Annotated in this window: 21 protein-coding genes; 7 read left to right on the forward strand and 14 right to left on the reverse strand. The window is 46.6% G+C overall.

The features are described from left to right. Nucleotides 1-252 precede the first annotated feature (252 nt). Nucleotides 253-738, forward strand: a complete 486-nt coding sequence (locus AYK67_RS09665) for a hypothetical protein (protein WP_068085642.1) — start codon at nucleotides 253-255, stop codon at nucleotides 736-738. Between the two features lie 205 nt (nucleotides 739-943). Here AYK67_RS09665 and cckA read toward each other — a convergent pair whose 3' ends face one another. The 7 genes from cckA to flgB all read right to left on the reverse strand — a co-directional run bounded on the left by cckA (nucleotide 944) and on the right by flgB (nucleotide 6,947). Further along, entirely contained in the window at nucleotides 944-3,499 is a 2,556-nt protein-coding gene (gene cckA, locus AYK67_RS09670; protein WP_068085646.1) for a cell cycle histidine kinase CckA, read from the reverse strand. 64 nt (nucleotides 3,500-3,563) lie between these two features. After that, complete coding sequence (gene flhB, locus AYK67_RS09675) at nucleotides 3,564-4,628, reverse strand: flagellar biosynthesis protein FlhB (RefSeq protein WP_068085647.1); 1,065 nt, start codon at nucleotides 4,626-4,628, stop codon at nucleotides 3,564-3,566. A 9-nt stretch (nucleotides 4,629-4,637) separates the two neighbouring features. Further along, nucleotides 4,638-5,411 carry a flagellar biosynthetic protein FliR gene (gene fliR / locus AYK67_RS09680; protein ID WP_068085650.1) on the reverse strand — a complete coding sequence of 258 codons (774 nt, stop codon included), beginning with the start codon at nucleotides 5,409-5,411 and terminating at the stop codon, nucleotides 4,638-4,640. A gap of 68 nt (nucleotides 5,412-5,479) precedes the next feature. Next, entirely contained in the window at nucleotides 5,480-5,746 is a 267-nt protein-coding gene (gene fliQ, locus AYK67_RS09685) for a flagellar biosynthesis protein FliQ (RefSeq protein ID WP_068085652.1), read from the reverse strand. A 16-nt stretch (nucleotides 5,747-5,762) separates the two neighbouring features. Continuing rightward, nucleotides 5,763-6,071 carry a flagellar hook-basal body complex protein FliE gene (gene fliE, locus AYK67_RS09690; RefSeq protein ID WP_068085654.1) on the reverse strand — a complete coding sequence of 103 codons (309 nt, stop codon included), beginning with the start codon at nucleotides 6,069-6,071 and terminating at the stop codon, nucleotides 5,763-5,765. Between the two features lie 49 nt (nucleotides 6,072-6,120). Beyond that, nucleotides 6,121-6,531 (reverse strand): flagellar basal body rod protein FlgC, encoded by a 411-nt coding sequence (gene flgC / locus AYK67_RS09695; protein WP_068085656.1) that lies wholly within the window; start codon nucleotides 6,529-6,531, stop codon nucleotides 6,121-6,123. Between the two features lie 14 nt (nucleotides 6,532-6,545). Continuing rightward, nucleotides 6,546-6,947: a flagellar basal body rod protein FlgB gene (gene flgB, locus AYK67_RS09700; RefSeq protein WP_082735739.1), complete on the reverse strand. Its 402-nt coding sequence runs from the start codon at nucleotides 6,945-6,947 to the stop codon at nucleotides 6,546-6,548. A gap of 522 nt (nucleotides 6,948-7,469) precedes the next feature. Here flgB and AYK67_RS09705 point away from each other — a divergent pair. After that, on the forward strand, nucleotides 7,470-8,795 hold the full coding sequence (locus AYK67_RS09705) for a flagellar biosynthetic protein FliO (protein ID WP_068085660.1): 1,326 nt from the start codon (nucleotides 7,470-7,472) through the stop codon (nucleotides 8,793-8,795). Continuing rightward, the gene (gene fliP, locus AYK67_RS09710) at nucleotides 8,795-9,568 is read left to right on the forward strand and encodes a flagellar type III secretion system pore protein FliP (protein ID WP_068085663.1); all 774 of its coding nucleotides are present in this window, start codon (nucleotides 8,795-8,797) and stop codon (nucleotides 9,566-9,568) included. The genes AYK67_RS09705 and fliP overlap by 1 nt, the downstream gene beginning before the upstream one ends. Nucleotides 9,569-9,770: 202 nt before the next feature. Here fliP and AYK67_RS09715 read toward each other — a convergent pair whose 3' ends face one another. From AYK67_RS09715 to AYK67_RS09735, 5 genes are read right to left on the reverse strand one after another with little or no spacing between them, the layout of a single operon-like run. After that, nucleotides 9,771-13,841, reverse strand: coding sequence for a tetratricopeptide repeat protein (locus tag AYK67_RS09715; RefSeq protein ID WP_068085665.1), 4,071 nt, complete (start codon nucleotides 13,839-13,841; stop codon nucleotides 9,771-9,773). 55 nt (nucleotides 13,842-13,896) lie between these two features. Further along, a complete protein-coding gene (locus AYK67_RS09720; protein WP_068085667.1) occupies nucleotides 13,897-14,616 on the reverse strand; it encodes a MotE family protein in 720 nt (239 codons plus the stop codon). Next, nucleotides 14,613-15,170, reverse strand: coding sequence for a DUF6468 domain-containing protein (locus AYK67_RS09725; protein WP_068085670.1), 558 nt, complete (start codon nucleotides 15,168-15,170; stop codon nucleotides 14,613-14,615). Before AYK67_RS09725 ends, AYK67_RS09720 begins: the two co-directional genes overlap by 4 nt. Beyond that, nucleotides 15,170-16,342, reverse strand: coding sequence for a flagellar motor switch protein FliM (fliM, locus tag AYK67_RS09730; RefSeq protein WP_068085672.1), 1,173 nt, complete (start codon nucleotides 16,340-16,342; stop codon nucleotides 15,170-15,172). The genes AYK67_RS09725 and fliM overlap by 1 nt, the downstream gene beginning before the upstream one ends. A gap of 9 nt (nucleotides 16,343-16,351) precedes the next feature. After that, a complete protein-coding gene (locus AYK67_RS09735) occupies nucleotides 16,352-16,825 on the reverse strand; it encodes a flagellar basal body-associated FliL family protein (RefSeq protein ID WP_068085674.1) in 474 nt (157 codons plus the stop codon). 281 nt (nucleotides 16,826-17,106) lie between these two features. Between AYK67_RS09735 and flgF the strand changes: the two genes are divergently transcribed. The 4 genes from flgF to flgH are packed head-to-tail and all read left to right on the forward strand — an operon-like array spanning nucleotide 17,107 to nucleotide 20,372. Beyond that, the gene (gene flgF / locus AYK67_RS09740; RefSeq protein ID WP_068086429.1) at nucleotides 17,107-17,844 is read left to right on the forward strand and encodes a flagellar basal-body rod protein FlgF; all 738 of its coding nucleotides are present in this window, start codon (nucleotides 17,107-17,109) and stop codon (nucleotides 17,842-17,844) included. A 12-nt stretch (nucleotides 17,845-17,856) separates the two neighbouring features. Beyond that, entirely contained in the window at nucleotides 17,857-18,639 is a 783-nt protein-coding gene (gene flgG / locus AYK67_RS09745) for a flagellar basal-body rod protein FlgG (RefSeq protein ID WP_068085675.1), read from the forward strand. A 9-nt stretch (nucleotides 18,640-18,648) separates the two neighbouring features. After that, nucleotides 18,649-19,629 (forward strand): flagellar basal body P-ring formation chaperone FlgA, encoded by a 981-nt coding sequence (gene flgA / locus AYK67_RS09750; protein ID WP_068085676.1) that lies wholly within the window; start codon nucleotides 18,649-18,651, stop codon nucleotides 19,627-19,629. Next, complete coding sequence (flgH, locus tag AYK67_RS09755) at nucleotides 19,629-20,372, forward strand: flagellar basal body L-ring protein FlgH (RefSeq protein WP_068085679.1); 744 nt, start codon at nucleotides 19,629-19,631, stop codon at nucleotides 20,370-20,372. Before flgA ends, flgH begins: the two co-directional genes overlap by 1 nt. A 211-nt stretch (nucleotides 20,373-20,583) precedes the next feature. Here the strand turns inward: flgH and dksA are convergent, their stop codons facing one another. Then, nucleotides 20,584-21,000, reverse strand: a complete 417-nt coding sequence (gene dksA / locus AYK67_RS09760; protein ID WP_068085683.1) for an RNA polymerase-binding protein DksA — start codon at nucleotides 20,998-21,000, stop codon at nucleotides 20,584-20,586. A 163-nt stretch (nucleotides 21,001-21,163) separates the two neighbouring features. Beyond that, on the reverse strand, nucleotides 21,164-21,586 hold the full coding sequence (locus AYK67_RS09765; protein ID WP_068085686.1) for a flagellar assembly protein FliX: 423 nt from the start codon (nucleotides 21,584-21,586) through the stop codon (nucleotides 21,164-21,166). Between the last annotated feature and the right edge of the window lie 88 nt (nucleotides 21,587-21,674).

A 21,674-nucleotide genomic window follows, 5' to 3' on the forward strand; every position in this document is an offset into this window, starting at 1 on the left:
TTCGCCATAAATTAAAGGCACTAGAATGAACGATAGTATCAAACAGGCTTTTATCCCTTACGAAAGATTAATCATAGAATGGCACGTATTCTGGTACAAGTCACAGGTCAGTTACGAATTACTAAGCTGTCATTCAAAGTTCATAGCTGCCAGATATCGGGAGCCTACAGCACGCTCTAATCTGTACCGTCATAACCAGCTATAACTATGGAAGAACATGGCTTGGTTGCATCAAATACGAAGAGGTTAATAATGCGGAATATTGCTATAATCAGCTTAGGCTGCCTTTTGGGACTCGCTTCATGTAGCTCATTAACAAGTCAACGTGCAACCAATCTCAATTCTGAGCGTCGTGAAGAGGGTACACAGTCAATTGTTATTGCCGCAAGTCCAGAACAAGTGAGAACAACTTTAGTCAGCAGTGCCGAAGAAAAGGGGACAATTATCACCCGTAATGAGGGCAACATGGTGATAATGGAAAATGCCATAGGTCGAAGAAATGAAGTTCTGGACGAGGAGTTTGGACCATCCGATAAAGGTGAAAGGCTCATTCGCATTCGTATTCGGTTCTCTGGAAATGCCTGCAAAACACTCGTTGTTCAGGACTTAGCATTGCTTAATAATGCATATACGGTTGACGAACGCTCCTTTAAACTGCCTGGCGATGCCAATACACAAGCCAGCCTACAACAACTTAAAAATAACTCTGAACAGAAATCAACTTGCCCAACCTCTTAAAGCAGTAGGTGCTTAAAGGGCTCAAATGCCCAAATTATCGACTTCTTTTTCTGGTGCAATGAAGTTAACACTTGCCGTTTGTTCAAATCCGATCAAACGGCAAAAAACTCCCACCCTAAGTACCCAAATAATGAATAATTATTCACCTTTGAAAATCATGGGATTAACAAAAAACTGAATGAACTGCTGTTCATTACTATAACACTCAACTCTCAAGCACGTCTTTTACGGTCATAGCCAATTGCTTTAGCGTAAATGGCTTAGGTAAGAAGGTGAATTTCTCTCCTTCTGGTAAATTCTTTTCAAACGCTTCTTCAGCATAGCCTGAAACAAAAATAATCTTTAAATCAGTACGCTTCTTACGTAACTCAACCAGCAAACTTGGCCCGTCCATTTCAGGCATAACTACATCAGAAACCACCAGATCGATTGCCCCTTCGCACTCCTCCATAACTTCAAGCGCTTCAGCACCGGTTGCAGCCTCAAATACTTCATATCCGCGCGAGCTTAATGCCCTTGCAGCAAAAGCACGCACAGCCTCTTCATCTTCAACGAGTAAAATCTTGGCAGAGCCTGTTAAATCGGCCAATTCCTGTTTTTCCGCAACCGGAGTTTTGTCTTCCTCTTTTTCTTCACGAATGAATCGCGGCAAAAATACCCTGAAGGTCGTCCCACTTCCCTCCGCACTTTCGCAAAAAACATAACCACCCGTTTGCTTAACAATCCCATAAACCGTTGAAAGGCCAAGACCTGTTCCTTTTCCAACCTCCTTGGTAGAAAAGAATGGCTCGAATATCTTCTCCAAAATCTCTGGGCTCATTCCATGGCCGTCATCAGCCACTTCAATCAGCACGTAATCACCTGAAGGAGCTTCTTCAACACTACCTTTAGCGCCTTCAAAAAAACGCGTATCACCCGCAGCAACATTTTGAGTGCGAATTGTCACGACCCCGCCATCAGTCATTGCATCACGGGCATTCACAACCAAATTCATTATTACTTGCTCAAGCTGGTTGGCATCAGCCATCGCCGGCCATAAATCGCGTCCGTGAATAACTTTTAATTCAACTTTCTCACCAACAAGACGCCCCAGTAAGTTTGAAAGATCAGCGAGAACATCACTCAAATACAGTTCCTTCGGCCGCATCGTTTGCCGCCGGGAAAAAGCAAGCAATTGCCGCACCAAACCCGCTGCCCGGTTGGCGTTTTGCTTAATATTCATAATATCTTGAAAAGCCGGATCCGTTGGCCGGTGGCTGGCCAAAAGTAAATCGGAAAAACCGATTATTGCAGTGAGAACATTGTTAAAATCATGTGCTACACCGCCAGCGAGCTGCCCGACAGCTTGCATTTTTTGGCTTTGTGCAAATTGCAATTCTAAAGCACGCTGTTGCGTCGTTTCAACAACATAAACAACAACCGCTTCCTCGGGGTTGTCTTCATCAGTCATCTGAGAAAAGTAAAGGGTTGCACTACGTAAGCCGTCATCACTATTCAGCGATACCTCCAATGGAGTGCCACTACCCTGACCACTTAAAACAAGCTGGAAAGCATCACTAACCTTATCGCGCTCCACCTCATTTACCAGAAGTGTCAAAGGAAAATTCACTCCAATACTATTGGCCCCACTGAAACTACGTAAAAACGCAGTATTGCCGCGACGAATAACACCCTCACTATTTAAAACAGCAATAGCAACGGGAGAATTATTAAAAAATCGCTCAAACCGCAGTTCTGATAACTGCAAGGCACCCTCAGTACCTTGTGCAACGGTACGCTGCATCACCAAGCTTAAACTATCGCCTGCCTTGTTATCATGTCCAAAAGGTACTCTATGGATCAGCTCAACAGGAAGTATGGTGCCACGACTATCTTTCAAATCAAGATTATAGTGCTCCGTAATAATCTCGCCATCTTCACCATGAAGATTTTCTAGTGCAATACCAGCCTCTCCATTTACATAATCTCTAAAATGCAATTGCTTGGGCTGAAAGCGGGCAAGGTCTATTCCCAACCAATCAGCTAATGTGGCATTTACATAAACAAAATTACCCGCGATATCGACCGAAAAGAAACCACAGGGCGCATGATCCAAGAAGTCAATAATGCGCTGCAACTCCTGGAAAGACGTTTCCTGGTCACGTCGTTCATGCGTTATATCACTCACCTGCCAAACAAATAACTCTTGTTTTGCGCTTACACTTTCAACCGATTTTAATGGACGAACACGAACACGGTACCAGGCCGGCCCTGCCTGCTGTGCATTGATGGCATTTTTTAATCTGATCTCTTCAAAACCGCTTTGCTTTTGCCGTACCGCTTGAGTTAAACGGAAAATCGCATCAGCAGCTTCCGGCTCACAAGAGAAAACCCGCACAATACCCCGTAACTGGTCTAAATCGTCAGTACCTGACATATGCATGTAAGCCTGATTGGCATACAAAATGCTGCCGTCTTGATCACACACCAAACAAGCTTCTGTTTGCGTTTCAATTATAGCAGAAACGAGCACCTCATTACGCGCCACCGCAGAAAACCGTATAACGCCAAGTGCACTGGCAAAAATACCCAAGATACCAATAACAGCCAAAACCCCGAGCAGTCCCATGGCGTAAGGAGCGGCTCTTTGTTGCCCCCAAAGCGTAAACAAGGCCAGAGCAACGACCATAACAAGCCCAAGTCCCATAAGAAGACTAAGATTAACCTGGGGTGTATTGGTTGTCCCCGTACCTCTGCCCAAGTTCATATCGACCCTGCTCATCCATTCGCCCCTGTAAAGACAGCGCTGCCCAACTCCACCCGCAAAACAATTAGTTCTACCAAAGCTATTTATTTTTCTTTAACTGTAAAACATAACCAATAACCTTAGCCACAGCTTCATATTGATCTTCCGGCACATAATCATTGAGGTCAATCGCAGCATAGAGTGAGCGCGCTAAAGGTGGATTCTCAACGATAGGAACATCGGCATCCTTGGCGACCTCACGAATGCGCAGCGCCAAGCTATCAACCCCTTTTGCAACACACTTAGGCGCTCCCATCCCCTCTTCATAATGCAACGCTACAGCAAAGTGAGTTGGGTTGGTAATAACAACCGTTGCTCCTGGAACGTCACTCATCATCCGCTGTCGGGAGCGCATAATTCTCAACTCCCGAACTTTTGCTTTAATCTGCGGGTCCCCTTCTTGCTGCTTGTATTCGTCCTTCACCTCACGCTTGGTCATCCTTTGCTTTTTTAACCAGCTTTGTCTTTGCCATAAATAGTCAACGGCAGCCAACACTGTCATAACAGCAAGGATTGCACCTACCAGCTTAAGTGACAACTCTTTAGTTTCGATAAGAAGTAACTTAGTATCCCGAAAAATAAGGGTATCAATCCGATCCCGTTCAGGCCACAACACAAAGAACATCAAGGTTGAAACCAAGCAAATCTTGACAAGCCCCCGTATAAAGTTAGCCAGGCTTTCTTGTGAGAACAACCGTTTCATACCTTTTAACGGCGAGACCTTCTCAAATTTCGGTATTATCTTCTCGGCACTAACTATAGGTTTATGCTGGACAATATTCCCCATAACAGCAAAAAGGATCATGAAAAACAATGGTAAAGCTAACACAAATAAAAGTGCGGGGCCTGTTTGTGCCCATAAGTTAACCAGCCCACTGCCATCAACTTCAATCGTATCAGCATGCGAAATGAAATAGGATAATAATTGCTTTAAATCACTAGCTGTACTGTTGGAGAATAGCACAAGAGCCAGCGAAGTTCCTAACAACGCAAACCAAGTACTCACTTCTTGCGATTTGGCGACATCACCCTTCTTATGCGCATCATCCAGACGCTTTTGCGAGGGTTCTTCGGTTTTTTCTGAATCATCGGTTTCATCAGCCATAAACCACCATTACCCCACCACAAACAGTTCAAGAGCCTGCCTGAACTCACTCATGTACCAGCCCATCATAGTAACCAGTAATAGCATTAATAGGCCAAAACCAATCATGATATTAACGGGCATTGCCAGAAAGAAAATCTGCAATTGAGGCATGAGCTTGTTTAATAAGCCAAGTCCAAAGTAAAACACCAGGCCAAACAAAATAAAAGGAGCACCTAACCGCACTGCAATGGAAAAGACATGCGTTGTGGTCATGATAGCAACTTTTGCCAAATCACCAGTTGGTAAACCTTGACCTGGAGGAAATAAATAAAAACTATCCCCCAAACCCATGATGATAATGTGGTGCATATTACTAGCAAAAATTAAAGTCGTACCAAGCAGTGCTAAAAAACTACCCAGCAGTGCCCCTTGCTGGCCGGAGTTGGTAATATCCCCCCCCATAGCAAAGGCAAGCCCGCTTTGGTTCGCAATCAAAGCACCGGCAGTTTGTAAGGCATAAGCAAGTATGCGCATGGCCAACCCAACAAAAAAGCCAATAAGCAACTCACCTGTAACGAGCTTTAAGAGTGGCAGTAGCTTGCCAAGATCTTCAGCGGGATACTCCCCTTGTCCAATCGGGTAAAGGACTAAAGATAACATCAATGCAAGCGTTAGCCGAATGCGCACGGGTATGCCCCGCTCTCCTAGAGCAGGTACCAACATAACCATAGTCCCGATACGGGCAAAAATTAGAAAAAAAACAGTTGTATAGGCCGAAAGAAACCCCAGATCAAAGCTCATAGTTTACATAGCAACCTTTGCAAAATCTGTTTCTCTCACACCAGTAAAGCCCTAATGGCGAGCCACTCTTAAAAACCTGTAATAATGAGCTGTGTTATTTCACGGGTGAAGCTACTCATCGTTGCCCCCATAAATGGCAGTGTTAACAACAAAGCAACAAAAATCGAAAGGATTTTAGGAACAAAAACCAGTGTCGCTTCTTGTATTTGAGTAAGAGCTTGAAATAGAGCAACAACAATGCCCACAAACAGCCCCACTAGCATTACAGGAGCAGCAACCAAAATTAACGTCCATATCGCCGAAGATGCAATATCAAGAACTTCCGCACCATTCATAACAATGCAATCTCAACTAAATTGGCATACGCATTATTTCTTCGTAAGCAGAAATAACCCGATCCCGAACAGATACAACAGTTTCCATTGCTAATTCAGTTTCAGAAACAGCGGTAACCAAATCAACAACATTTGCCTTTCCCTGAACAAGGTCGAGAGTTTGTGCCTCACTCGCTTGCCCTGTTTTCTTAACCTCTTCAATTGCCGATTGCACCAACTGCCCAAAAGCAGGGTCAGAACCCGCACCGCCCTCGGCACTATCTGCCGGATTCAGCAAATTGGCTGCCGCACTATAAGCACTTGCCGCAATTGTTGGATTTGCCATCTTTCACCCCTTTAAAGACAAGGAACCCCTACTCCTCGCCAAAAACACCTTAACCCTTAAGAATATCCAGTGTGCGCTGCATCATCGAGCGGCTTGCCTTGATCACATTTAAATTAGCTTCATAAGTACGCTGGGCTTCGCGCATATCTGCCGCCTCTACAAGCGTACTAACATTAGGCATTTTCACATAACCCTTTGTGTTTGCCGCCGGGTGGTGCGGATCGTAACGAAGTTCAAACGCACTTTTGTCTTCTTGCACTTTGGCAAGCTCAACTAAATTAGCTCCCACCTCGCGGTCGAATTTGTTTTCAAAGCTAACCATTTTTCTACGATAAGGGTCGGCACCTGGTGTACGCCCTGTAGAATCCGCATTGGCAATATTTTCAGCAATCACCCGCATCCGGCCTGTCTGTGCTTTCAAGCCTGAAGCAGCAATCTGCATTGATTTATAAAAGTCCATCTCTTAACTCACAATCACTTACGCAGTGCGCTTTTCAAAATACCCAGGCTTTTTGAATAGAGGCTGGTGGCGAGCTGATACTCCATCTGGTTCTCAGCAAGCTTTGTCATTTGCTCTTCCAAAACAACACTATTCCCATCAGGTGTCACCTCATAACCAGTAGAGGTATAAGAGCGTGAACTTGCCGTCATTTGCACCTTATCTGCACCTAGGTGAGCCGAATTCGTCCGCTTTAAAGCAACATCGTGCCTGTTGTTGGCCAGAACCTCATCAAAACTGATTGGCGCGATATCTTTACTCTCATAGCCAGGGGTATCGGCATTTGCGATATTCTGCGCAAGAATCCCTTGCCTTTGCTGATGCCAGTCAAGTTTATTACGTAAGGCTTGTAGTATCGGCAAATTTGCAAGCGACATATGACTATCCCCTAAAGACCATTGAATACGCCTGTACAACACGGCACTTCTTGCCGCATCCCATGGTTAATAATTAGTTAATATAAACCATAGAAACCTTAAAAGTCTAGCGATTTTCAAAAAACCTATTGTTTTCCCTTGGTAATTTTAGTGGTGACTGACTTCCTTAACTGGGCAATTCTTACCCAATCATTAGTAATATTAATCTCTTATATTTTTCATCCTGTCGTAAAATACTGATTTAAAATCTAAATATCCATTGAGATCAAAGCCTGAGTGGCTCACAAAAGGCAAGTAAAGCCAAAGCCGTCTGTACTTGGCTTGTGCGCAAGTCAACAGAAGCGAAAAGCGGCACCTATCAGAGCTTGTCATTCCCCCAACTTCCCCCTAAAGAAAGAAGATAGATTTTATTTGGTTTTCAAGGTGTGCTGCCAAAACTCGCCAATGAAGCTAGAGCAACGAAAACCGGTAGTTTTATGGATCTGCATAATTCGTGTGGATTGACAATTAGTGAGGATGTGAATGTCAGATTGGCTCGTGGCCAGCTTTGGTCTTTCTGAAGGAACTGCAACAGTTTTTACGGCAATCATATCACTTGCCTTTGTTGTGGCATTAATTGCAATCATCGTGCCTTTTTTGAAACGCTTCGCCAGAACCAGTTATAAGGGCTACCGCAATCGCCAACCACGCATTGCTATCATGGACGCCACTGATGTTGACGCACGGCGCCGTCTTCTTCTGATCCGCCGCGATAACGTTGAGCATTTAATACTTGTTGGCGGACAAACAGACATTGTTGTTGAGCCAAACATCGTGCGTGCTATGCAACCCGCTGCAACGGTCAAAGCACCGCCACAGCAACCGGCTAATTTTACAGCAAATCCAGCCTATGCCCCAGCTCAGACAACAGCGCAGACACCCCCTCCCCCCCAAGCTAAAGCTGCGCCTCACACCAATGATGTCTCAAGACCCGTGCAGCAACCGCAGCCACAACAAGCGCACGTAAAAGCAGAAACGCCATTACCAGTAGCGCCACAACAAAAGCCGCCTCAAGTACTAAAAGTACCCCTTACACCAGAAGCTCAAGCGCTAAAACCGGCTATTAATATGTCACCAGCTCAGCGCCAAGCGCGCTCTACAGCTGAGTATCAACGTCACCTAGCTGCCAGCCGAGAACGTTTGCGCAAGGGCGAACTCAAAACAAAACATGGCAATACTGATGATGCCCAGCTTACAGAAGCTCAGCGCCAAGCACAGCAGGTAGCTGCAGCAAGGGCATTGGCCGCGTCTAGAGCATCCGTAACTCCGCCATCTGCCGGCCCTGCAGCAAGGGCTGCAAGTGCTTTCGCAAAGCCCAACCCGCAACAAGGTGATGAGGCAGCAGCCAAAACCACTGACAGTAATCCGGTTGAAAATGCTGTAAAACTAGCGAGTGAACTACCTAAATTGCAGGTATCGGCTTCTACAAATGAAAAACAAGAATCCAAAGCGAGTGAAGCTAAAAAACACATTAACATTGATCTTGAAGAAGCTTTAAAGCTTGATGTTACTGAAGAAAAAACAGCACCAGTACAGGCGAACGCAGAGCCAAAACCTGAAAGTGCTGCCAAGCAGGAAAGCACTGCCAGCGCAAAGCAAACAGACAAAGAAGACGACACAAAATCATCTCCCGATCTGGACCAACAACTGGACCTTGTAGATCATATAGAAAAGGCTTCCACACAAGAAACAAAGACAGCCGACGAACAAGCTGAAGTCAAAACGACAAAAAACAAGAATGAAGACAAAGTCGCTAAAGAAATGGAACGTGAAATGGCGGACTTGCTAAACGAGCTCAACCCCCATTAATGCCAGAAAAGCAAATAAACCCAGAGATAAAAACTAGGAAAAAGCATCTCTATCTGGGTCTCTTTGCCACATTGCTGGGGCTTTACATAACCCCAGCACTTGCACAGACGATCAATATAGATTTTGGTGGTGCCAATAGCCTAACCGAGCGTGCCATGCAAATGGTTGCCATGTTGACCATACTGTCATTGGCACCAAGCATTTTAATCATGGTCACCAGCTTCACGCGTATTGTGGTGGTGCTCTCGCTATTACGCTCGGCCATTGGTTTACAAACAGCGCCGCCCAATGCTGTGATGATTTCGTTGGCTCTTTTTTTAACTGCCTTCGTTATGGAGCCAACATTCGAGCAAGCATATGACGTAGGCTTAAAGCCGCTTGCGCAAGGAACGATCGAAATAGACCAGGCAATGGAACGTGTGGTCGAGCCGTTTCATATCTTCATGCGAACCCAAACGAGAGTAGAAGACCTTCAACTCTTTCAATCGCTCTCGCGCAAGCCAGCTCCTGAAACACCAGAGCAGATAAGCCTGCGGGTATTGGTACCAGCCTTTATGATTAGTGAGCTTCGCCGTGCATTCGAAATCGGCTTCCTGATTTATCTACCCTTCTTGATCATCGACCTTGTAATCGCTTCAATACTCATGTCTATGGGCATGATGATGCTGCCACCTGTTGTCATCTCCTTGCCCTTTAAGTTGATTTTCTTCGTGCTAATTGACGGATGGCAACTCATTGCCGGTTCACTCGTACGCAGCTTCACTGGCACTTAGCCATAGAGAACAACAAAGCATTCGCTCAGGTTCAATTATTGAAGATAGTTCTCAAACTACAGTAAATAAAATAAGATAAAGAGCACGCGCTGCAACTCTGGTCTTCCGCACGATCTCAGCCGATACTTTTAGTTACCACAATTGCTTTTTCGCTCATTTGAACCATAGGCAAACACCTATAATCTAGTTTCAAAAAAGCATATCACTCAACCAAGTCATCAGAGGTGACACTTGCATCGTTTTCCATGAGCACGCGTTGAGGTTGCTCCTCGTCCTGTCGCCAATATTTAGACGACAAATAATGGCGGCGATACTCGTCAAGAAAACTGTCAAGACTGTCAGCGGTTGAGACCGACTTAGCCACCTTGAGAAACTCAACACCTTTATCTTCCATAGAACGAGTTGCGACATCAAAAGCATTGGCTTGGGGGCTATCAAGCATTTTGGGACCATATTTCTGCGTCAAACGCTGAATACCAATTCTATCCTCGCCCATCGCATATGCCACTGCAGCACGCAAAATATCATGACGTTCAACTTCGTTTAACGGCGTCGGTTCGGCCCAGCGCGTACCATGCATTTTTTCCAGTTGCTCACCAGCCTTGCGCCACGACTTCACCTCCCAAAGTGTATCAGCGCGTAAGCGATCTACATCCGTTCCATGCATGTTACGTACGAGCTCAAGCGCGAGATCAGGGCGACCGCTTTCGGCAAGGGCACGAGCCTCCACAATATTTCGCTGATGTAAGAGCGGGTCTGGCAATTGGCCTTGCCGTGTTTGGCTAAGCACGCGTAGCGCCTTCTCCGGCTTGCGATTAAGTAGGTGAACCACAGCCAAATCAGCAGCTATCTGCGCTTTGGCGGCACCTTTCAGCCGGTGATCAATTTGATGTTGCAAAATCGCCGCCGCTTGGTCCAGTAAATCCATATCGACCAAACGGTTGGCAAGCCGGCGCACCATCAAATCGCCTTGCCGTCCAGCTGGTACCAAATCACGAAAATCATAGAACAATGCCAAAGCCGTTACCGGATCCATTTGCGCCGCGCCACCACGAAGGAATAAATCGGCAAACACCTCTGCCATACGCTTTTGAATATCACGTGTAATGTCAGAATCTGGGTCAGACTGTATTGCCTGCGCCATTGCCTCAAACCCCGATCGATACTGACCTGAATTTGTTTGTAACTCCGCCAGGTATTGCAGTGTGCGCAGTTCCGTTTTATCTCCACGCCAAGAGGCTGCAAGCCCTTCAAGCGCTTTAATTGCATCTTGAATGGAGTAACTGCCATTTTGATAGTTTAGCCGTATAGAGCGTAACGCCGCTTTGGCGGCAATGGGGCCATCACTCTCACCACTAATGTAATTATAGACCTCTAAAGCACCACTGGTTTGCCCTAGCGCCTCTGACGTTTTCGCCCTAAGAAAGTCGTAGAGTATCGATTGATCTTTGCTCACATTTTGCGGTTCAATAAACGAGAGAAATTTTTGCGCATCGCCATAGTTTCCAAGTTCCAGCTGTGTTTGCGCCCCGGCCAGATAGTAATCGGCCTGCAAGGAAAGCGGATACCGGGAAATCGCCTTTTCTGAATGACTGAGCGCAGAATAAGCACCGGCCCAATCTTCCAACTGTGCATCAGCCAAGCTCAACCAAACAGCAGCATCCGGATTGTCTTTCAATCGCTCATCATCAAGAACTTTTTTAGCCTCTAATGAACGGTGCGCCAGCACCTGAGCAGCCCCCTGCATTAAAAGATAACTGGGATCATTCGCTATTTCCGGTGAATCCTGCGCTGCCAACCCGAGCATTCCTATAGCTTCCTCGGCAAAGCCATGGGCAAGATAGAACCGCGCCATATCCTGTCGCAAGCCGGTCAGCTGATCTCCTTCAGCTGAAGCCGTGGCCACTTCAAGCGCCCTTAATTTCACAAGGAAAGCCGCATCATTTGCTGTTGTAAGAGTTGCAAACTCCAGCAAACCAGGGCGTTTTAACGCCTCCTTTGGGTCCTCATCGACAAGTTCGACCAACGTACCTTGCCGTGAAACCGCAAGTCCTCCCTCTTTCTTCAATATCAAACCATCTTTATGATGAACCAAGGCAAGACCATCGACCATGGGCACCACTGCAACACCTTGTAAGGAGCGTAAAACAGTAGACGGTACCATGGACAATTCATGGGCAATGCCACGAACTGGTGCCAAACCAGTTGCAACAATTATTTCGTCACCAACACGAATATCCTTAAGGCGATGAATTTTACCACTTGTTTTGAAAGAGAATTTCAGTTGGGTTTCTTTTAATTGAGATATACGCCGTTCAACATCAATTGATTTTGAAGGCGAAACCACCTTGTCTCCAACACTTAAAATCCAAGAATTTCCTTGCTCGTTTAATGACGCCAAGGCCGTTTTAACCAGTTCGAATTGCACAACAAGCGCATCGCCTTCGCGGTAACTCTTTATCGAATGGCTTAACCTACCAAGTGTTGTCCGGCTCGCCCCCAAATTAACAGTCAACGGACTATCGAACACCAACCACAAAATATCACCACGACGAAACACAGCAGCAGCAGTTGCCTCGTTAAACTCAAAGGCAAGACGGGCTATTTTATTAATGCGGCTTGCTTCCACGTTCACTCGGTTTGCCATAAAACTACTTTTCGTCGGCAACAAGCTCTCGGCGGTTAGCCTCTTATCTTTACGGCTGTCCTGCTGTTTGTTAAGGCCATCCTGCTGTGGCGTATTTGCAGCATTTTCCGGCACATCAAGCCGCTCAGTATTTACAGCAGCCGAAGTTTCAACTTTACTCGTCTCAATTGGCTTTTCCGGTGCAGGAGTACTTTTTTTATCAACCTTCTCAATAGGTTGACCTTTTTCAGTTTGAGCCATATCCAAGGCCGATTGCCTCGTCGTTGCTTGCTCTTCGTTTAGTTGATTAGAACTCTGCTGAAGCGCGTTTTCATCACTTAGAGCTTCACTCCCCGCCAAGATTATTCCTATCAAATCATCCTGTTTAGGTCTTGGTTGTGGTACACCATCCAAGTTTTGTTTCACCAAAACAGTTTCATCACTAGGTGTTGCATCTGGCAATGTTTCTGGAGGGGTCAATTCCGGCCCATTACCATAATTTTGCACTGCCTTAACTGGCAACCCCTGATTGCCTTCAGCTCCCAACAGGTTCATTGGCGGTTTTGGTGCAGGGGGGGCTTTTTTCTGTATCGGGTCTACCGGCGGTGCCACAGGTTGAGCCAAATCGCCACCACTTACTGGCGCAGAGGGAAGCTGCTCACCTAAAGAAATGACAAGCCCCTGTGCCTCTTCAATTTGCTTCTCATCAGGAGCAACGGCCTCATTAATGATTTGGTTAGCTTCATCTTGAGGTGTGACACGCTTTGGGGTCACGTCAATAACATAACTTTGCCCTTCTCTGAAAGCACGTAAATCGGCCGTTGGATCCAGACGCATACGAAAGAAAAGCTCGTTATTCTCGTTAAAACTACTAACCTTCTTAATCCCGTTAGGTGGGTCCGCAACAATCTGCGAAATATCCAACTTAACATCGTGATTAAAAATAACCTGTGCCATGTCTTCATTACGCACAAACGAGCTTTTAAAAGGAACGTTCCAGTCAAAAACCAGTCTTGAGAAAGTTGGGTGAACACCCACGTTCAACCGCACTTCTGGTAGTAAACGCCGCTTTTTACTGCCTTCAAGCTCATGTACACGCTTCAACGCCGCATCAGCACGCCGCGCTAAATCAGCAACCACATCCTTCGGCAGTGCTGGCGGCATACCCGTCCAGCTCAATGGCAAGAGGTCAATAAACAGCTTCTCGCCTGCTTCCATACTGTTGATTGTAACAGATTGCTTGAGTGCAAAGCGCAAAGCCGTGCCATCAGGATCGCGTCTGGCAATAGAAATATAGTCTTTAAGCGCCCCGGGAACATCATCAACATTTACATCAATGCCCTTCGGAAAAGCCAGCTTCAACACACCTGAGTTGATCGAAGCCTCGTAGCTTGGCAAAAGTGTGCGGTCGGTAAAGCTAAGGACAATGCGTGCAAAACCTTGTTCTTCTTGTGCTCGTATCTTTGCTGGCATGGCAGCAAACGCACACGTAAAGCCAGTAAAGCTAATGGCAAATAATACAATGGCGAATCTAAGCAAAGAGCCCACGACTTGGGCATGGCGCAACTGCACAGCCCCCCATACACGAAGTGTGTTCTCGCAATCATTTGATTTTATCAGCTCGTTCACCACACCAACTTCTTTCACAAGCCGCCAAGCCTAATAACAGCTAACCCGTTCAAATACATAGAAACCCAGTGGCTTATTTGCCTTCAATTTTCGGCAGCATAGCCGTTCCCACTTTTTTAACCTTCAACCCACCAGAAGCCAGTGCAATGGTTAGCCGCTCCGCTACAGCCGGGTCCATCTCGGCCAATACATCAGCCATTTTCCTTGGCTGCATTTTTTTAACCACTTCAATTAGAATAGACATTTCAAGCCGATTAAAAATGCGCGCGGCATTCTTGGCTTTCATGCTTTCGTAAATTTTCACCAAATCCAGAATTTGCTGGTTTTTCTCTTCTTTTTCTTGCTTTTTCGTAGTGACAACCGTTTTTTCAAGCGCTTTCAACTCAAGCATCTTTTTATTCAAACGCTCTTCAGTTGCCTGCAACATCTGCTCACGTAAATCCAGCTGCTGCTCCCGCTTGTTAAGCTCATCGCGGCGTTCACCCAAACTGCTCAACACAGCTCGCTCAGAAGGTGAAGCCCCAATGTCTTCCACCATATTCTTTGGCCCATCGACACGGCGAATGACATCCTGCTCATTCGCTTGGCTAGCCTCCCGAGCATTTTCACCCGCTGCTTCACTTTGGGCTACGAGATCACCGTCCGCCGAAGATGCCTCGCGAATATCTTGCTGCGCCACCGCAGAACGTGCGAAACCAACCTCGTACTTGTCTTCAAGTACAAGACCAAGGATTTTAAGTAGAAGTAAAGCGCTGCCAGCAAAAGCAACAATAGGTAACAATCTAATCTTCACGCGCTGCGACCCCCTGCCCTACGCCGGTATTGTTCCAGGCGCGATGCAGTTTCATTAGCAGCCCGGCGCAAATCACTCGTAACACGCTTACGCGGTGTATAGGATGTCTCAAACTCAGGCGCAGTTTCCAAAGGAGCGCGTAAATTATCATCCTCTCGTTTTTCTTGCTGCCGATTGTGCTGCTGAGCCTCTTGGCGCTGCTTTGGTGCTTCACTATGGCTTTTCGCGCTTGCCTTTGCCTTTTCTGCAACACGGTCAATCCGCCCGAGAACTTCTTCCCCGTCATCCAGTTGTTCGGAGAGCTTCTTGGAAACGGCTTCAGCCTCGCCCAGCCGCACACCAAGTGTTCGATCAGCACTACCTGCCGTTGATTTAAGGCCCATAATGGCACGCTCGGCAATTTCCGTCGCCGTTATCAACTCGCCAATAGTCGCCCGCAAAGAAGCCTCATCAGAGCGTAGCCCCTTTAAGCGCTTGTTCAATGTCCAACAATAGCCAATGGTAATAACCAGAAGCACGGCAACAACACTTTCAACAATCAAACCCAGTTGCATTAGGTATGCTCCTCATCACTACGCATAGACTTTTCAAAGGCTGCTAGAGTCATTTTTGGTTGCCGTAATCGGCGCGAAATTTCCACGGATACATTGGAACCAACGGAGCCTGGAACTCCCTCGGTAAGTGGTATGCCACCGCTTTTAATTGCAATCGGGTCTTTGGGCCCCACGTCAAATACCAGTGTTTGCCCAACTTCAAACCCCATAACCCGTCTGAGTGAAATCTGGCTTTCATAAAGCACCGCGTCCACATTCACTTCAGAGCTGTAAACCTCGCTTGCCAAATGCTCTTCCCAAATGGAATCACGCCCGAGTTTTTCGCCCATGAACATTTGCAGGAGTAACTCGCGGATAGGCTCCAGTGTGGCATACGGCAATAAAATCTCGACTTTACCGCCACGATCTTCCATATCAATGCGTAGCTCAACAAGGATTGCCGCATTGGCCGGTCGCGAAATTGCCGCAAAACGTGGGTTGGTCTCCAAGCGCTCAAGCGGTAGCTTAACGGGTGACAATGGCTCAAAAGCATGCTCGGCATCGGCCAGAATGATTTCAATCATCTGACGCACCAAATTACTTTCAATCGTCGTATAAGGGCGCCCCTCAACGCGAATGGTGCTAGAGCCGCGCCCGCCACCGAGCAAAACATCAATAACAGAGTAGATCAGCGAAGACTCAACTGTAACCAAGCCAAAGCCATCCCACTCATTGGCTTTAAAAACCCCGAGAATCGCAGGCAAAGGAATCGAGTTCAGGTAGTCTCCAAAACGGACTGAATTAATTGAATCCAGCGAAACCTCAACATTATCTGATGTAAAATTGCGCAGAGAAGTTGTCGTCAAACGCACCAAACGGTCAAAAACAATCTCAAGCATCGGCAAGCGTTCATAAGAAACCATTGCCGAATTAATGAGTGCCCGAATGCCGCTTTCATTGCCACTAAGCGTTTCATCAATATTAAAGCCAAGAAGATTATCAATTTCTTCCTGATTGAGAACGCGGTCCGCACCACGCCCATTATTTTCATTTTCGCCGTCGTCTTCATCAACCAGAGCAGCCCACTGAGCCGCAATATCCTCAGCGTTGCCCGCCCCTTGTTCTTCGAGGGCAGCACCCCAGGCAGCAGCCAAGTCATCGTCATCTTCTTCAGGTTGCGTATTATCTGACATTACGCCACCTCACTGAATCAGTATTTCTTTAAAAAGAATACCATCCACACGCGCCGGATATACCGCTACATTTATGCGCCGAAGAAGCTGTTCTTTTAACCGAAACAAACCTGCTGACCCTTCAAGGTCTGCAGGGCGTAATTCACGAAGATAAATCTGGAAAGCATCCATGATACGAGGCAGAAATGGCTCGACCTGATCAATCATCTCCCGGCTTTCCATTTCAAGCGCAATGCGAACTTTAAGGTAAGTGAGTTGCCCTTCTGTTGAAAGGTTAACCAGCATCTCCGGCAAATCGTAGAAAACGACAGGTTTTCGCTCTTCTGTTCCCTCAATCAGCTGATTATCAGAGCTAAACCAGCCTAAACTGTAGGCTGTCCCAGCAAGAAGACACAGCAAACCAAGCGCTATCGCTCCATAACGAACGAAGCCATTGCGCTTGCCTTTCTTTAAGCCTTCATCTTCTTGCGTTACATCACTCATAAATGCCCCAACTACAACAACGTTAAATTAATTTGCATTAACTTAATTTTTTTCATTAACCATTTTTAACAGTTTAACCGCAAATCACCAGTAGGCAGTTCCTACCTACTAACAATTTTTAGTAGGCAAAAACTGTTTATTTCTACCGAACTACCGTAAAGGACCCCATATTTTTTGCCGTTAAGTAGTTTGGCACGCAATTTGCTAATTAGTTAACGCCTACTGGTTCGCCTCTGGGGAGAGGCGTGAACACCATTCAGGCATTTGCTGGGGAGCAAAAAATGGATAATGCACAACTCATCGGTCTGTCCCGACAAATATCGCTACGTCGTCAGCTCGATAACACCGCCAATAATCTGGCTAACATCAATACGACTGGTTTTAAAACCCAGCAGATGTTGTTTGAAGAATACTTGATGCCTGTCGCGCACGTTAAAAGCTTGCCGGCTACTGAACGTAATTTGTCATACTCCCACGACTACGGCACGAGCACAAACTTTGCGAATGGCACACTGCGCAATACCGGCAATCCTTTGGACATCGCACTCCAAGGCCCGGGCTTTTTAACTGTCGAAACAGTGCAAGGCCCTCAATATACCCGCGCAGGCAACTTACTGTTAGACCCTGATGGCACATTGATAACCCATAGCGGCAACCCGGTATTGGTAGAAGGTGCGGCACTGCAGATCGCTCAAGAAGATCAACCAATCACCATTGATAGGTCTGGCTTGGTTTCAAGTGCTCAAGGCGAGTTGGGCCGGCTGACAATTGTTGAATTTGATGACCCGCAACAACTGTCCCAAACAGGTAGTAACCTCTTTGAAGGTAACAATCCAATCCCGGCAGAAAATACCAGTGTACTGCAAGGCTCCCTTGAAAGCTCGAATGTCGAGAGCGTAACCGAGATGGCGAAAATGATCGAAATCACCCGCATGTACGCCAGCATGAGCAAGCTTCTCAACAAACAAGAAGAACTTGAACAACGCGCCATTCGTGAACTCGGCCGCTTGGATGCCTAAGGGAAACAAGACATGAAAGCTCTATATATCGCCGCAACAGGCATGAAAGCACAAGAACTTAACGTTGAAGTCATTTCAAATAACGTGGCCAACATGCGCACCACAGGCTACAAGCGTCAACGGGCAGACTTTCAAGACTTACTCTACGAAAACAAACGCAGAATGGGTACCGAAACTTCCGACACGGGCACGATGGTACCGAATGGCGTTCAACTTGGATCAGGTGTACGCACTGTCGCAACGACCCGTATCATGACCCAAGGCACCGTGGCCCAATCTGGTAAAAGCCTCGATTTGGCAGTGCGCGGCGAAGGATTTTTCCAAATCAATATGCCAGATGGCACCAACGCCTACACGCGGGATGGCTCTTTCGCCCGCTCGCAAACCGGCCAAATCGTAACAGCCGATGGCTATACTCTCTCTCCTGGCATAACGATCCCACAAGACGTCAAAGACCTCACGATTAATAAGCAAGGCCTTGTGCAAGCAATCGATACAGCGGGGCAAACTGTAACTCTTGGGCAAATTCAAATTGCCAGCTTTATCAACAAAGCAGGCCTTCAAGCGGTTGGCGATAACCTTTTCACTGCAACCGCAGCAAGCGGCGAGGCCCAGCTTGGTAACCCCGGCCAACAAAGCTACGGCAGCATTTTGCAAGGCTACTTGGAAGCCGCCAATGTCGATGCAGTTACAGAGCTTTCCGATCTCATCTCGGCTCAACGTGCCTACGAAATGAATAGTAAAATCGTCAAAGCCGCTGACGAAATGTACTCAACAACAACAAACATGCGCTAGGGCTTGAAGATGCATAAAATAATCCTCTTCATTTTCGGCGCTATGAGCTTGCTTTTGACAACCCAAAATCAAGCTGTGGCCCAAGAACCCGTCAGACTGCGCCCCGCAATAGTTGTCACCGCACCAATTGTTACTATTGGCGATTTTTTTGAAGGTGCAGGCATTTATGCGCAAACACCGCTGTTCCAAAGCCCCGACTATGGCACCACAGGCAGCGTTTCCGCACTCAGTGTGGTTGAAAATGCAAAAGCTGCGGGCTTCACAGTCGCACAAAAAAATAGCTTGGATTGGGTGAGTGTTACTCGAAAGGCTAAATTGATCAAGCGCGGTGAAATTGAGGCCTCCATTACTGCTGAATTGCAAAACCGTGCTCAACAAAGCAACGCCATACTAACAGCAACTATTTCTAGCCCCCTACCAACACCCTTATATACAGACTGGAATGAGACAAACCCCACCACACTGCAAGATTTGCAAACCAACGCAGCAACCAACAGGTTCGTTGCAACAATGGGCTTAATGCAAAATGGCGAAATAAAATCCTTCCAGGTTGCAGGAAGCTTTCAAGCCCTCATTGCAGCAATTTCATTAAAGCACACACTTAAGTCCGGCGAAATAATTAGCAAAAATAATTTGGTAGAAATTAAAATACCGTACCGCCAATATCGAGCTCGCCAACTTATGACCCAAGAGCAAATTGTCGGTATGGCCGTAAAGCACCCCTTACCAGCAGGCAAAGCAATAACAGCAAGAGACATCACCCAGCCAACACTTGTTGAGCGCGGCAGTGCAATAACTCTATTCTATCAAATACCTGGCATGCGATTAACAGCACAAGCAAAAGCCATGAACGCCGGCGGACTACAAGATATTATTGAAGTGATGAACCTCACAACGCGTAAACGGCTATTTGCAACGGTCACCGGCCAAGGTCAGGCAACAGTCGTCACAAAAACCAATCAGTTTGCCAAGCTACAGAAAGCACAGTAATGCATCGTAAACTTCACTCATTTTTTGCATGTGCATTTTGTATTGTTCTGTCTGCTTGCGGTACTGCTGACCAGCTATCGCAAATTGGCAAAACCCCTGCATTAACAGCAATTCAAGACCCGACAACAATGCCGGGCTACCGCCCGGTACAAATGCCGATGCCAATGAAAGAAAGCGATCATTATGCGGCAAACTCGCTGTGGCGTTCCGGTAACCGCGCTTTCTTTAAGGACCAACGCGCCAAAAAAGTAGGCGATATCTTAACGGTCATTGTCACGGTTTCAGATCAAGCAGCCTTTGATAACACTTCCAAACAAGGACGAACAGATAAGCAAAACATTGGTGCAGGCGGGGCCGTAGGTGCTGCCATCAACACGCTGGCGCTACCTGCAGGTATGAACGCCAGCTCATTAGCCACGTTAGATTCCACCAATAATTACACTGGAACTGGCAGTATAGACCGAAAAGAAAAGCTCAGCACAACAGTGGCTGCAGTCGTGACACAAGTTCTACCCAACGGCAATCTCGTGGTGGAGGGCCGCCAGGAAATCAGAGTCAACTACGAAGTACGTGAATTAGTAGTTGGCGGTGTTATTCGCCCGCAAGATATTGCCGCAGATAATACAATTGATTCCAAAAAGATTGCCGAAGCTCGTATTGGATATGGGGGACGCGGTCAAATAACCTCTGTTCAACAGCCTAGATACGGATCCCAAGCGCTAGATATCTTATTACCCTTTTAGTCAGGTATAGACTGCTTTTGTACGAAGGCTAAAAAAGACATGTATTAGATGAAGTAAATAGCAACAATCTCCCCGCCGCATGCTCCCCAAGCAAACGGCAAGGCGGATTTGATGATAGCTCCCCAGCACATCAAATCCGCCATTTTTCATTGCCAACTATACATTGAATATAGGAATGAGTTTCCCAATAATTGACTAGAAACTAATTTAATCAATCATCACGATAAATCTTTTCTCGGCGCTCGTGGGCCTCCTGCGCCTCGATAGAAAGTGTTGCGATTGGTCGGGCATCCAACCGTTTGACAGAGATCGGCTCACCCGTCTCCTCACAATACCCGTAGCTGCCATCTTCAATGCGAGCAAGAGCCGCATCTATCTTGGCGATCAGCTTACGCTGACGATCCCGGGCACGCAGCTCAATAGACCGATCCGTTTCCGAAGAGGCCCGATCTGCTATATCCGGGTGATTTTGACTTTCTTCTTGTAGAGCAACAAGGGTTTCCTTGCTTTCTAATAGAATGTCATCCTTCCAAGCATTCAACTTGCGGCGAAAATACTCCCGCTGCACGTCGTTCATGAATGGTTCGTCTTCACTAGGACGATAATCAATTGCGACTTCAACCGCCATCTGTAACTCCGGCTACCTGTGTTGGCGGCTGGAATATAGCGATGCTTGAGCCAAACAACAACGGGGTAAGTAAAAGAAATATACCCTGAGTAAAAACACCAACCTCGAGCAGGCTAAATGTTGCACAAGAGCAACGCATCCCCCTCATAATTGGCAGAAACCACTATTCAAAGTAACCAAGTTTAGCAAGCTCAACTTTTGCGCGCGTTTCGATGTCTGCAATCAAGCCATCTAGTTGAGATTGCCCGCTGGAAATTCTTAGTTTTAGCCGTCCAGTAAGTTTGTTTAAATTGGAAGGGTTTACCTGCCCTGTAATCAAATCAACTTTGAGCGCGTCAAGCATATCCAACAAACTACGGCCATGTAATATGGCCCGGCGCTTACGTTCTCCAGAATCTTCAAAGTTTTGCAGGCTTAATAAGCCATCAACACCAGCCAATGATGCCACAGAACTGCTACTGGCCGCAGCTCCTTCGCTTTGCACACTATCATAAACCGGCTCAAACTGGCTGGCAGGACGAAGCCCCTTCTTTTTTGCGGAAGGGCCCACTGCATTCACAGCTTTACCAGTTTTTTGAATGATCACGGCTTACCCCTTAGCAAATTGCAATAAGATTCTTCACCAATCAAGCTTAGCAACTCGGCAACTCTTGCCGCACCAACTAATTTGCAAG

The sequence above is a fragment of the Polycladidibacter stylochi genome, assembly GCF_001562055.1.
Taxonomy (GTDB): domain Bacteria; phylum Pseudomonadota; class Alphaproteobacteria; order Rhizobiales; family Stappiaceae; genus Pseudovibrio; species Pseudovibrio stylochi.

Coding starts and splice junctions, on each gene's coding strand:
- AYK67_RS09725 (WP_068085670.1), bottom strand. CDS start 15,170: ATGCAACTGGGTTTGATTGTTGAAAGTGTTGTTGCCGTGCTTCTGGTT.
- AYK67_RS09705 (WP_068085660.1), top strand. CDS start 7,470: ATGTCAGATTGGCTCGTGGCCAGCTTTGGTCTTTCTGAAGGAACTGCA.
- flgC (WP_068085656.1), bottom strand. CDS start 6,531: ATGGACTTTTATAAATCAATGCAGATTGCTGCTTCAGGCTTGAAAGCA.
- AYK67_RS09665 (WP_068085642.1), top strand. CDS start 253: ATGCGGAATATTGCTATAATCAGCTTAGGCTGCCTTTTGGGACTCGCT.
- fliE (WP_068085654.1), bottom strand. CDS start 6,071: ATGGCAAATCCAACAATTGCGGCAAGTGCTTATAGTGCGGCAGCCAAT.
- flgH (WP_068085679.1), top strand. CDS start 19,629: ATGCATCGTAAACTTCACTCATTTTTTGCATGTGCATTTTGTATTGTT.
- AYK67_RS09735 (WP_068085674.1), bottom strand. CDS start 16,825: ATGAGTGATGTAACGCAAGAAGATGAAGGCTTAAAGAAAGGCAAGCGC.
- flgF (WP_068086429.1), top strand. CDS start 17,107: ATGGATAATGCACAACTCATCGGTCTGTCCCGACAAATATCGCTACGT.
- fliP (WP_068085663.1), top strand. CDS start 8,795: ATGCCAGAAAAGCAAATAAACCCAGAGATAAAAACTAGGAAAAAGCAT.
- fliQ (WP_068085652.1), bottom strand. CDS start 5,746: ATGAATGGTGCGGAAGTTCTTGATATTGCATCTTCGGCGATATGGACG.
- fliR (WP_068085650.1), bottom strand. CDS start 5,411: ATGAGCTTTGATCTGGGGTTTCTTTCGGCCTATACAACTGTTTTTTTT.
- dksA (WP_068085683.1), bottom strand. CDS start 21,000: ATGGCGGTTGAAGTCGCAATTGATTATCGTCCTAGTGAAGACGAACCA.
- flgA (WP_068085676.1), top strand. CDS start 18,649: ATGCATAAAATAATCCTCTTCATTTTCGGCGCTATGAGCTTGCTTTTG.
- cckA (WP_068085646.1), bottom strand. CDS start 3,499: ATGAGCAGGGTCGATATGAACTTGGGCAGAGGTACGGGGACAACCAAT.
- fliM (WP_068085672.1), bottom strand. CDS start 16,342: ATGTCAGATAATACGCAACCTGAAGAAGATGACGATGACTTGGCTGCT.
- flgG (WP_068085675.1), top strand. CDS start 17,857: ATGAAAGCTCTATATATCGCCGCAACAGGCATGAAAGCACAAGAACTT.
- flgB (WP_082735739.1), bottom strand. CDS start 6,947: ATGTCGCTTGCAAATTTGCCGATACTACAAGCCTTACGTAATAAACTT.
- flhB (WP_068085647.1), bottom strand. CDS start 4,628: ATGGCTGATGAAACCGATGATTCAGAAAAAACCGAAGAACCCTCGCAA.